Raw genomic sequence first — 12537 nt, forward strand, 5'->3', positions numbered from 1 at the left:
GCACTCTGCACGTTCTTCCCTCACACTTTACATCTTTCGATATCTCTAGCCACTTAAGAGGGCTTCAATGAACTCGTAGCTGGAAAAGGGGCGCAAATCTTCGATACTTTCCCCAACTCCGATAAATCGAATCGGTAAGCCGAGTTGTTGGACAATCGCTAGGGCAACACCACCTTTAGCAGTTCCGTCGAGTTTTGTCAAGACCACCCCACTCAGTTGAGCAACTTCGGAAAAAACTTCCGCCTGTCGTAACCCATTTTGGCCCAAGGTAGAATCTAAGACTAATAATGATTGTATTTTGGCTTCTGGGGCGCGTTTATCAATCACTCGACGGATTTTATTGAGTTCCTCCATTAAATTCTTTTTATTTTGCAAGCGGCCGGCCGTATCAATAATTAATAATTCTGTATTGCGGGCTCTAGCTGCTTCAATAGCATCATAAACCACCGCCGCCGGATCGGTATTTTTTCCAGGGTTCGCCACGACTTCAACGCCACTGCGATCGCCCCAAACTTTCACCTGATCAACGGCCGCTGCTCGAAAGGTATCTCCCGCCGCGATTAAACACCGATAATCGGATTTTTGGGCTAAATGGGCAATTTTGCCAATGGTTGTGGTTTTACCCGCCCCATTGACTCCGGTGACTAACCAAATATTTAAGGTATCTTTCTCCGGTGCAAAGGTAATGGGATACCCCTTTTCAAAGGGTTCTTCTAAAATTCCCCTTAAAATTTGTTTGAGATAAGCGATCGCTTGTTCTGGGGGTAAGGCTTCTTGGCGGAGTTTAGTTTGTAACGCTTCAATCACGCGATCCGTTGCGGCTACACCCACATCCGCTTGTAGAAGCATGGATTCAATTTCATCAACCGCTTGTTGATTTAAGGGGCCTTGACCGACAATGGCTTTTAATTGGTTCAGTAAGTTGCGTCGCGTCCGTCCTAACGCTTTCCAGAGTTTCTGTAACCAGGTAATTTCTTCTAGCGCCACTTCATCAGGACGGCGACCTTGATCAGCTAATACCTGGGCTGACCACATAAACATCTCATCAAACGCCATTCCGGGGTCTGATGATGCTGTTTCGCTGGGTTCGGGTTCTTTCTCCTCAATGGCGGTTTCTTTTAACCGTTCCACCCTGGCTTGACGTTCCGTAGCCGCTGTTGCCCAAAATGGCAAGGGTTCGGACGTTTCTAGGGTTTCTGGCTCCGTTGTATCGGTTTGAGGGGTGACAACGGGTTCGGGTACTTTTACGTCCGTTTCAGCTACTTCTACAACCGTTTCAACATTCGCTTCCGCCTCTGGTGTTTCTGGGGTTAAAACCGTTGGTTCAACTTCCGGCTCTGTGATGGCTTCGGGTTCGGGTTCGGGTTCAGGTTCAGGTTCAGGTTCAGGTTCAGGTTCGGGTTCAGGTTCGGGTTCGGGCTCCTGCTGTTTTTGAATATTTTTATAAGCCGCTTTTGCCCACTGTAAATAATCTTCAGCAATTTGAGGTGCAGTGTCAGAACTCTCGGCTGTTTCCGTCGGTTTCTCTACCTTTTCAGGTTCAGATTTAACCTCTGGTTGTGACTCCTGAGTTTGATCCGTTTTTTCATTAAATTGACGACGAAACCAATTAAATACCATAGGATTTATTTAATATTTGTTGGCTGGAATCAGTTATCAGTTATCAGTTATCAGTTATCAGTTATCAGTTATCAGGATAAGAGGGAACAGTTTGGGTTTTGAGAAATCCCCCTGAAATTATGATAGCTGTTGACGCTTAACTCTCAACTGTTAACTCTGGAACAGTAGCTTTTAATTTATCGACAAATCGACGCAGAACGCCATTAATAAAGCGATAACTTTCTTCATCGCTGTAGCGTTTTGCCAGTTCAATCGCTTCATTAATTGCCACTTGTTCTTTTAAGTTTAAATATATTAATTCTGCAACGGCAATTCGTAAAATATCTCGATCAATACGAGCGAGTCGATTCAGTTGCCAATCTACCATAGCATCGGTTAATAACTGATCAATTTCAGCTTTATGGCTATTAACTTGAATTAAAATATCAAGGGCATAATCCCGGACTTCTTGTTGATTTGCCAGTTGAACTAATTCCGGTAATTCCAGGGCGGTACTTAAGCGATTAATCGCACCTTGAACTAATTCAATGGCTTCATGTACCATTGATCGTGCAATGTCTAAATCATTCGCCCGAATTTGACTTCCTAAAAGGCGATCGCTACTGCGTTGTAACTCAGAAACAGCCGTTTCTAAAGATTCTTGACCTTCAGCCGTCAAGGTTCGGACAGCAGCAATTAAAACATCATGTAATTCTTGAGGTTCTAAACGCTCTGAAGTCGCTGGGAGTTGACTAATTCCCAGTAAAGCGAGTTCACGAGCAGTACGACGAGCTTGCATAAGTTTAAGAATTTAAGAATAAGGAATAGGGAACCACAACATTAAAGAAGAATCCCTGAAAATTCAGGAAAAATTTAGAAGTTTTCACGCTTTAATGACTGTAAAAACTCGAAATTGCAATCACCACTTTACTCTAATCAAAAAAATAAGGGATTGTTTTTAGGGAATTTTCCCAAACCCTTCAACCTTTAATGAGTCTAAACTCTCATCCGTTAATTTTCACTAATCCCAACCCCCTCATCTTCTAGGACAACAGATTGCAATCTATTTTCGCTGGGAAGAAGAGATTCTAATGGAGGATTAGGTTTAGGAGGAAGAGCTTTTACCGATGAGGATGTTGAATTAACAATCCCACCAGATACGATAATTTTAAACGCATCTTCTACCGAAAGGGTGAGGTTGAGTACCTCATGTTCTGGAACAATAGCATACCATCCACTGGTGGGGTTCGGGGTAGTGGGAATAAACACACTCACCATTTCCTCAGACAATTCTGACTGGATATCGCGGTTGACCGAGCCCGTTACAAAAGCCAGTGACCAAACTCCTCGACGGGGATATTCAACTAAAACCACACGACGAAATTTATCATTAGAATCTCGTAAAAGGGTTTCTAAAAGTTGTTTGAGAGTTTTGTAAACCGAACCCGCTAAGGGAATGGCTTGTAAGATTTTTTCGCTCACAGCCAAAAGCCACTGTCCGGCAATATTACGAGCCATTAAACCGATAAATAATATCCCTAACAGGGGTACCGCCAACCCGACCAAAACATTAAGCAGGTTGACTAAAATCGGATGCAAACCATCAAAGGGATTAATTTGCTTAGGAATGCGGGTCAGAAACTCAATCACAGAACTGGAGATGGTGATGGTCAACCAAATCGTGGTTGCCAAAGGAATCACGACCAACAGACCTGCAATCAAGTCATTTTTTAAGTCCTGCTTCAAGCGTTGGAACACAGAGCGTCCACTCTCCTGTTTATCTAAGGGTCTGATACTTATTGTTAACGATTGTAAAGAATCATTGCAAGTACAAGCATTGTACCCAGGCTCCTCAACTCGGTCTGTACCACAAAACGGGTTCAAATCGATTTAAAAGGGTTGAGAGATAATTTATTTATTATGTCAGCTTTTGTATATTCTGAAACAAAAGTCGGTTTTCTCGTCAACTTCTGTGGCTTTCTGGTTTCAAAAGTCCTCCTCACCGTTTATTCATCCCGACACCGGACACCCAGATTCAACAACAAAAAACGCCCTCCTTTCGGAGAGCGTCTTTTGTTATCGTGGGTTAAAAATTAACCGTTGATAGAAGGGGCAACTAAAGCCACAGGAGTTGATTCACCGGATGCTAAATCTAAGGGGAAGTTATGGACGTTGCGTTCGTGCATGGCTTCAATCCCTAAGTTGGCACGGTTGATCACATCCGCCCAGGTATTGATCACGCGACCTTCTGAATCCAGTAAGGACTGGTTAAAGTTAAAACCATTCAGATTAAATGCGAAGCAAGCCACCGCCAGAGAGGCACACCAGATGCCCACTACAGGCCAAGCTCCCAATAAGAAGTGTAAGCTGCGGCTGTTGTTGAAACTGGCATATTGGAAGATTAAACGTCCAAAGTAACCGTGGGCTGCAACAATATTGTAGGTTTCTCCTTCTTGACCGAATTTGTAACCACAGTTTAAAGATTCGTTTTCGGTGGTTTCACGAACTAAAGAAGAAGTCACTAACGATCCGTGCATTGCACAGAATAAAGCACCACCAAAAATTCCCATTACACCCAACATATGTAAGGGGTGCATTAAAACGTTATGTTCGGCTTGCAGAACGAGCATAAAGTTAAATGTACCGGAAATTCCCAGGGGTAAACCATCGGAGAAAGAACCTTGACCGATGGAATAAATCAGCAACACCGCAGTTGCAGCCGCCACAGGAGCACTATAGGCAACGGCGATCCAAGGTCTCATTCCTAAGCGATAGGAGAGTTCCCACTCTCGACCCATGTAGCAAAAGATGCCGATCAGGAAGTGAAAGACAATCAGTTGGTAAGGGCCACCGTTATAAAGCCATTCATCGACGTTAGCGGCTTCCCAGATGGGATAAAAGTGCAAACCAATTGCATTGGAACTCGGCACCACCGCAGCCGTGATGATGTTATTTCCGTAGAGCAGTGAACCGGACACGGGTTCGCGGATGCCGTCGATATCAACGGGAGGTGCAGCAATGAAAGCTAGAACGAAACAGATGGTAGCAGCAAGCAGAGTTGGAATCATCAGAATCCCAAACCAACCCACATAGAGGCGGTTTTCGGTGCTGGTGATCCAGTTGCACAACCGCTCCCAGGGGCTTCCTTTTAACTGCTGTTGAATGGTTGTTGTCATTGGAGTTATGTATTGCGTATGTATTTTTCGAGGTTCGGTATCTCGTCACCTGGTTTTATAACCATATAGTCATATTACTCGACGATTGAAGATTTGTCGAGTCGTTTATATTAATATTTTCTTGTATAAAGTTTATTTTATATTAGAAAAAGTAATATAATTGGTCGTCTGACACCCAAGTTAACTTAACAGGCAAGATGCCTGTTCCACGCTATACCATTTCTTCGAGTTCTTTACCTCGCGTTTCCTTGATGAGTAGGAGAACGAAAAATAGAGAAATCGCCGCCGCCGTTGCATATAAACCGTAAGCAAACCCTAACCCCACATCCTTGAGGGGCGGAAATGTTGTGGAGACCACGAAATTAGCGATCCATTGGGCTGTCGCTGCTACCGAAAGAGCGGCACCGCGAATCCGATTATTAAACATTTCTCCTAACATCACCCACACCACCGGGCCCCAAGAAAAGCCGAAACAAAAAACGTAGATATTCGCAGCGAATAGGGCAATGAGTCCAGCGTTTCCGGTTAAATTGGGATTTCCAGCCGCATCTAGGGGCGCACTGCCAAACACAGTCGCCAGAGTTCCTAACGTGATAGTCATACCAATTGAACCCAGAATCAATAACGGTTTGCGGCCAAACTTATCCACCACAGCAATAGCAACGAGAGTTGTGACAATATTAGTAACACTGGTAATTACCGTAATCCACAAAGAATCCTGTTCAGAAAAGCCCACAGCTTGCCACAACACACTGCTGTAATAGAAAATTACGTTAATTCCCACTAACTGTTGCAGCACGGATAACCCTGTTCCAATCCACACCACCGGTAATAGTCCGTGACGACCTAGCAAATCTGACAATCGAGGCTTGGTTTCTCGCACGACGGAGGCTCGAATCTCCATCACTTTAGCTTGAATATCTCCCCCAACCACTCGCGCTAAGATCACCTCCGCTTCTGCTTCTCGACCTTGAGCGACTAAATAACGGGGAGATTCAGGAATTTTCAGGGCTCCAATTCCGTAGAGGATAGCCGGAGGGATCTCTGCCCAAAACATCCAGCGCCAAGCCGGAATATTGAACCAAAACGGTGCTTCGGCACTTCCAGCCGCTAACACAATAAAGTAGTTAGAAAGTAACGCGGCAAAAATACCGATCACAATCGCAAGCTGTTGGAGAGAACCGAGGCGACCCCGCAGATGGGCGGGTGAGACTTCTGCAATATAAGCTGGAGCAATCACACTCGCCGCCCCAACGGCTAACCCTCCTACTAATCGCCAAACCATGAAATCCCAAATGGTGAAGGCAATACCAGAGCCCACCGCACTGATTAAAAACAGTCCAGCAGCCGAGATCATGACTTTAATTCGTCCGTAGCGATCAGCGATCTGGCCTGCAAAGAAGGCTCCGACGGCTGACCCTAATAAGGCAGAAGAGACTGCCAATCCGATTTGTGAACTATTGGCTTGAAACTCTTTCCCTAACGCTCCGACAGCACCATTAATGACGGCGGTATCAAAACCAAACAAGAAACCGCCAAGGGCTGCCACAATTGCCAGCATCAGTACATAATAAGCACTGGGTTGATTTAAAGCAGGAGGATGGTGAACCGTCATTTTTTTTGTTAAGGTTCATTAATTTGTGGCTATAGAAATATTGTTTCAGTTCCACAGGTAGACGCACATCAATCTTTAGACTTATCTTTCTGAAACCTATTTTTCCTTTTGTGAAGCAATATTAGCAATTCTCAGTGATACCCAACTTCGAGAAAATATTATTTTAAATTTAGGAAATGATTTAAAGCCAGAACGACTTTTGGGGGCCATCGTCTAACGGTTTTCACCCAATCAATATTTTTATATCGGGGATCAAGTCCAACTACAGCAACCCAATTACTTTCCGCTTCTCCGGGTTTTCCCATATCCCATAAACAGGCGGTTAATGCGGCTCGCATATCGGCAAAATTGGGATATTTCCGCACTAAATTTTTCATGATTTTAATCGCTGCTTCTGGTTGTCCGACTTGATATAATGTTAAAGCATAATTGGCACGGGCAAAGGAATAGTTTTTATCTAAATCACTGGCGGTTTGATAATCTAAAAGAGCATCTTGCCATTCTCCTAATCCCGCTTCAGCATTCCCTCGATTATTATAGGCGATCGCATCCTTGGGGTTGATTTCTAAGACTTTATTATAGTCGGCGATCGCTTTTTCCCATTCTCCTAATCCTTCATACGCTACTCCTCGGTTTAAATAGGAATCAGGAAAATCAGGCGCTAATTCTAGGGATTGATTATAATCAGAAATGGCTTCATTAAGTTTATTTTGACTAACTCTAACATTGCCTCGGTTACTCCACATCGCCGGATTTTCGGGATATTGATTAATAATTTCTGTCCAGTAGGTTTCTGCTTGAGCAAATTCACCCCCTTGAGTGGCTGTAAACGCTTGCTGAAGCATCCCATCCAAAGTTGAAGACAGGGGTAGATTTTCGGCCCCCAGAGGGGTGACATTTCCCCAAGTCAGGACGAGGATACTCAATAATAGAGTTAAAGTCAGACAGAATTGGCGAATTTTAGGCATGAACTGAAATAAGCAAGCTGAAATAACACTATTGTACTCAAAGGGGGGGTAAAATCCTGGCTTAGGGATGGGGTGGGCTGTGTTTACACACCCTATGAGGAATTTTATCCTTTTCAGTACCATCTTGTGAGACAATAAGATGTTAACTCTTAAATGAATAAAGGTTTAACAAGATAATATGGTCGCTAAAATTCAGTTTTCAAGAGGTATTGATGAAGATGCAATTCCTGATGTGCGCCTAACTCGTTCACGAGATGGGAGTCAAGGAACAGCAACATTTTATTTCCTCAATCCTAAAGCATTAGCGGATGATTCTACGGAAGAAATCACGGGAATGTATATGATTGATGATGATGGGGAAATCATAACCCGTGAGGTTAAAGCTAAGTTTATTAATGGAAAACCTACGGAAATTGAAGCGATTCATTTAATGAAATCTCCTGAAGAATGGGAACGTTTTATGTTGTTTATGAAACGTTATGCAGAAGCGAATGGGTTAGAATTTAGTAAATCCTAATTTCTCAGGAGTTAGAAGTTAAATTCTATAAGAAATAGAGAAAGTTTGGCTTCTAACTTCTCATCGGTGTTGTTCTGGATCTACAGTTTATGAAGTCAAGGGTTTCTCATCCAGATAGTTCAGAAATTCAGGTTAATTGTGCTGTAATTACAGTCAGTGATACTCGGACTCCAGAAACGGATAAAAGCGGCCAATTAATTCAGCAGTTTTTACAGAATGCAGGTTATCCGATTCTGCATTATCAAATTGTTAAAGATGAACCGACGGAAATCACAGAATTGTTGAAAACCCTGTGTCAAATTCCTGAACTGAATGCTTGTATTTTCAATGGGGGTACGGGAATTTCGCCACGAGATACCACCTATGATGCGATTGAGACATTATTAGAAAAAACATTACCCGGTTTTGGAGAAATTTTTAGAACATTAAGTTATGCTGAAATAGGCTCAAGGGCGATCGCTTCCCGTGCTGTTGCTGGAGTTTGTCAAGGAAAATTAGTCTTTTCGGTTCCAGGGTCTTCTAATGCGGTGAAGTTAGCAATGGAACAATTAATTATACCGGAATTAGCTCACTTAGTTCAAGTCTTAAATCAATAAAAATCAGGTTTCTGGAGTCTGCCTCTTTCTTGAATTTGTAAGAGCACCCTAATTTAAGCTGGGATGGAAACTAGCAATTATCGAGATACAGGTTTAACCTGCTCTAAAAATTGTTGTAATTCCTCCCCTTCAATTACTTCTGTTTCCAATACTTTGCCAGCAATTTCATCTAATAAGTCTCGGTTGTAATTCAAAATTGCTAACGCTTTTTGATGAGCATTATTAACAATATCTTTCACCTCATCATCAATGGCTTCTGCGGTTTTTTCACTCATGGGACGGCGAAGATTCCCATCAGCATTCCCTAAAAAATTATTAGCTTTTGCTTTTTCATAAGCTAACGGCCCCAAGGCTTTACTCATGCCATAATTGAGTACCATTCTTTCGGCTAATTCCGTAGCCCGTTGTAGGTCATCCGATGCGCCATTGGTAACAGTTCCAAAGATTAATTCTTCAGCCGCCCGTCCCCCTAATAGCATGGCAATTTGTTCGCGAAATTCCAATTCATCCATTAAAAAACGGTCTTCCGTTGGCATTCTTAAGGTATACCCTAACGCTGACATTCCCCTGGGGACAATGGAAATTTTAGTCACCTTTCCCCCTCCCGGCATTAAGGCCCCGACAATGGCATGACCGACTTCATGATAGGCGACAATTTTTTTCTCTTTTTCATTTAACACGCGACTGCGTTTTTCTAACCCAGCAACCACCCGTTCAATGGCTTCATAAAAATCTTCTTGTTTCACTGTTTTTCGTTGATTTCTAGCCGCTAATAAAGCAGCTTCATTGACTAAATTCGCTAATTCTGCCCCCCCAAAACCTGGGGTTCTTGTGGCAACCGCGTGTAAATCAACATCCGTTTCTAATTTAACTTTTTTAACATAAATTTCTAAAACAGCTTTGCGTCCGGCTAAGTCGGGTCTGTCTACTAAAACCTGTCTATCAAAGCGTCCTGGGCGTAATAATGCCGCGTCTAAAGCTTCGGGACGGTTCGTAGCGGCTAAGACAATCACCGTTGCATCTCCGACTCCAAACCCATCCATTTCTGTTAATAATTGGTTCAGGGTTTGTTCTCGTTCATCGCTACTGCCACTTTGGAAACTTCCACTACTTCTGGATTTACCAATGGCATCTAATTCATCAATAAAAATAATACAGGGAGCTTTCTTTTTCGCCTGTTCAAATAAGTCTCGAACTCTTGCTGCACCCGTTCCCACAAATAACTCAATAAATTCCGAACCGGATATACTAAAAAAGGGAACTCCGGCTTCTCCAGCTACAGCTTTTGCTAATAACGTTTTTCCGGTTCCTGGGGGGCCGACTAATAACACACCTTTGGGAATTTTTGCCCCAATTTCAGTAAACCGTTGGGGACTTTTTAAAAAATCAACAATTTCTGCTAATTCCGTTTTGGCTTCATCTACTCCGGCGACATCTGCAAAGGTAATATTATCCGTTTGACCTTTAACAAAAACTTTTGCTTTACTTTTATTAATCGATAATGCTCCTTGGGGATCTCGTTTCATAAAATATTGAAACGCAACGACTAAAATTAACGGGGGAATTACCCAATTTAAAACAACACTTAACCAACTTTGTTTCGGGGGCGGAGAAGCGGCAAATTCAACCCCTTTGGCTTCTAAGCGTTTAGGGAGTTCTAAGTCAAAAATTGGGGTTGTCGATAAGACAGTTTCCGGTTGATTATTTTCTCCTTTGATTTGGTAAAGGATCTCATTTTCTCCCACTAAAACTTTTGAGACTTTACCATCTTCAATTTGTTGGATAAAAAAACTATAGGGAACTTTAGGAAAACGAGGACGAGTCAGTTGAGGAAGCAACCAATTTCCTAGTAAAATTACCCCAGCTGAGATTAATAAGATTTGGGCAACTTTTTGAGAACTGGGTAATTTAGGTCTTCTTTTAATACTCATAAAATTTTGCGCTGGTTTACTCTGGTCGTTCTCGTTAACCTCGTTTCTAGGTTCTCCCTAAAAATGCTTTTTGGGTGGCTTTGCCACCCTTCTGCCAACGGAATAGTATATTTAAAGGCAGAGCCTCTGATAGGCATTCCCTGGTTATACCAGGGAACGAGGGGGGATAGATCAATTATGCGATCACGGCGGGAATTTTGCCTTCATACTTAACTTGATTTAACAAATTTTGCAGATTTTCCCCTTCAATGACTTCCGTTTGTAAGATTTGTTGGGCAATTTGCTCCATTAAATCTTTATTTTGATTCAGGATATCCAAAGCGGTTTGATGGGCTTGTTCAACCAGTTGTTTCACCTCATCATCAATGGCTTTTGCCGTTTCATCACTAACATAACGGCGAGGATTCATCATCATATTATCGCCGAGGAAATTGTTTTGTTGACCCTTTTCATAAGCCAACGGCCCTAATACTTTACTCATGCCATAACTGGTGACCATGCGTTCAGCTAAATCCGTCGCCCGTTGTAAGTCGTTGGTAGCCCCTGTGGTAATACTTCCAAAGACAACTTCTTCGGCTGAACGCCCCCCTAATAAGGTGGCAATTTCGGCTTTCATTTCTTCTTCACTGAGTAAGAAACGGTCTTCGGTTGGCAGTTGTAAGGTATATCCTAAAGCTGCCATTCCGCGTGGCACAATGGAGATTTTAGCCACTTTATTTTGACCAGAAACCACTGCACCAACAATCGCGTGACCGACTTCATGATAGGCCACAATTTTCTTCTCTTTTTCATTGAGAACACGGGATTTTTTCTCTAATCCAGCAACTACCCGTTCAATGGCTTCTGCAAAGTCCGCTTGGCTGACGGTTTCCCGTTTATTTCGAGCGGCTAATAAGGCAGCTTCATTAACTAAATTAGCTAAATCTGCACCCGCAAAACCTGGGGTACGAGTGGCGATCGCTTTTAAATCAACATCCGGCCCAATTTTTACTTTTTTAGCATAGATTTCTAAAATTAGTAACCGACCGGATAAATCAGGACGATCAACTAAAACTTGACGATCAAATCGACCGGGACGCAGTAAGGCAGGGTCTAAAGTTTCCGGGCGGTTTGTAGCGGCTAAAACAATCACCGTTGCTTGTCCGGCTGCAAACCCATCCATCTCTGTTAATAATTGGTTGAGGGTTTGTTCTCGTTCATCATTTCCCCCATACATTCCGCCACTCGCCCGCGATTTTCCAATAGCATCTAATTCATCAATAAAGATAATACAAGGGGCTTTCTTTTTGGCTTGTTCAAATAAATCTCGAACTCGCGCCGCCCCTGCACCCACGAACAATTCCACGAATTCTGAACCCGAAATGCTAAAGAATGGAACACCCGCTTCTCCGGCTACGGCTTTAGCTAATAAGGTTTTTCCAGTTCCAGGAGGGCCGACTAATAACACACCTTTGGGAATTCTGGCGCCAATTTGTAAAAATCGTTGGGGAGTCTTGAGAAACTCCACCACTTCTTCTAATTCGGTTTTGGCTTCTTCCACTCCAGCCACATCTTTAAAGGTGACTTTTGTGGCATCGTTTTCCACATAAACTTTAGCTTTACTCTTACTAATGGAAAGTGCTCCTTGCGGCCCTCCAATTCCTCCGCCTCGGCTTTGTAAAAATTGTCCGACAGCGAGCCAAATTCCCACAAAAATTAAGGGAGGAACTACCCAACCAATTAAGCTAGAAAACCAAGTATTTTGAGGAGGAGGTGCAGCCGCAAATTCAACGCCTTTGGCTTCTAACCGTTTGGGTAAATCCAGATCAAAAATCGGAGTTGTTGATAGGATTTGTCCCGGTTTTTCCTGTTCTCCTTTCACTAAATAGCGAATTTGATCCTGACTCAGATAAACTTGAGAAACTTGCCCATCTTCCACTTGTTCAATAAATAAACTATAGGGAACACGAGGAATTTGTGGCCCGAATAATCCGGGTAATGTCAGGTTGGCAATTAAGAAGATTACACCCAACCAAAATAAAATGCTTCCGATGGGAAGATTTCGAGGAAATTTAGGTTTGTCTTTTACACTCATGGTATTTAATTAAAGGTTGACTCATTAAAGGCGTACAGTTTCAAATCAGAGAACGTTCATA

General features: G+C 42.8%; 10 protein-coding genes. 2 read left to right on the top strand and 8 right to left on the bottom strand.

The annotated features are described in order from the left end of the window. Window positions 1–45 precede the first annotated feature (45 nt). From ftsY to H6G57_RS23600, 6 genes are all read right to left on the bottom strand, one after another. Window positions 46–1620 carry a signal recognition particle-docking protein FtsY gene (gene ftsY / locus H6G57_RS23575; RefSeq protein WP_190523081.1) on the bottom strand — a complete coding sequence of 525 codons (1575 nt, stop codon included), beginning with the start codon at window positions 1618–1620 and terminating at the stop codon, window positions 46–48. A 136-nt stretch (window positions 1621–1756) separates the two neighbouring features. Continuing rightward, on the bottom strand, window positions 1757–2398 hold the full coding sequence (gene nusB / locus H6G57_RS23580; protein WP_190523083.1) for a transcription antitermination factor NusB: 642 nt from the start codon (window positions 2396–2398) through the stop codon (window positions 1757–1759). 212 nt (window positions 2399–2610) lie between these two features. Continuing rightward, window positions 2611–3357: a DUF502 domain-containing protein gene (locus H6G57_RS23585; RefSeq protein ID WP_190523085.1), complete on the bottom strand. Its 747-nt coding sequence runs from the start codon at window positions 3355–3357 to the stop codon at window positions 2611–2613. Window positions 3358–3692: 335 nt separating this feature from the next. Beyond that, window positions 3693–4775 carry a photosystem II q(b) protein gene (psbA, locus tag H6G57_RS23590; RefSeq protein WP_190523087.1) on the bottom strand — a complete coding sequence of 361 codons (1083 nt, stop codon included), beginning with the start codon at window positions 4773–4775 and terminating at the stop codon, window positions 3693–3695. Window positions 4776–4986: 211 nt separating this feature from the next. Beyond that, the gene (locus H6G57_RS23595; RefSeq protein ID WP_190523089.1) at window positions 4987–6390 is read right to left on the bottom strand and encodes a sugar porter family MFS transporter; all 1404 of its coding nucleotides are present in this window, start codon (window positions 6388–6390) and stop codon (window positions 4987–4989) included. Between the two features lie 158 nt (window positions 6391–6548). Beyond that, window positions 6549–7358: a tetratricopeptide repeat protein gene (locus H6G57_RS23600; protein ID WP_190523091.1), complete on the bottom strand. Its 810-nt coding sequence runs from the start codon at window positions 7356–7358 to the stop codon at window positions 6549–6551. A gap of 178 nt (window positions 7359–7536) precedes the next feature. Between H6G57_RS23600 and psb28 the strand changes: the two genes are divergently transcribed. Both psb28 and H6G57_RS23610 read left to right on the top strand, forming a co-directional pair. Further along, window positions 7537–7875: a photosystem II reaction center protein Psb28 gene (gene psb28 / locus H6G57_RS23605; RefSeq protein WP_072720651.1), complete on the top strand. Its 339-nt coding sequence runs from the start codon at window positions 7537–7539 to the stop codon at window positions 7873–7875. An 89-nt stretch (window positions 7876–7964) separates the two neighbouring features. Beyond that, entirely contained in the window at window positions 7965–8471 is a 507-nt protein-coding gene (locus H6G57_RS23610; RefSeq protein ID WP_190523094.1) for a molybdenum cofactor biosynthesis protein B, read from the top strand. Window positions 8472–8548: 77 nt separating this feature from the next. On the opposite strand, the gene ftsH is transcribed toward H6G57_RS23610, so the two are convergent. Together ftsH and ftsH4 are read right to left on the bottom strand one after the other, a co-directional pair. After that, window positions 8549–10402, bottom strand: coding sequence for an ATP-dependent zinc metalloprotease FtsH (gene ftsH, locus H6G57_RS23615; RefSeq protein ID WP_190523095.1), 1854 nt, complete (start codon window positions 10400–10402; stop codon window positions 8549–8551). A 175-nt stretch (window positions 10403–10577) separates the two neighbouring features. After that, window positions 10578–12476 (bottom strand): ATP-dependent zinc metalloprotease FtsH4, encoded by a 1899-nt coding sequence (gene ftsH4 / locus H6G57_RS23620; RefSeq protein ID WP_190523101.1) that lies wholly within the window; start codon window positions 12474–12476, stop codon window positions 10578–10580. Window positions 12477–12537: the final 61 nt, after the last annotated feature.

The sequence above is a fragment of the Planktothrix sp. FACHB-1365 genome (assembly GCF_014697575.1).
GTDB lineage: Bacteria > Cyanobacteriota > Cyanobacteriia > Cyanobacteriales > Microcoleaceae > Planktothrix.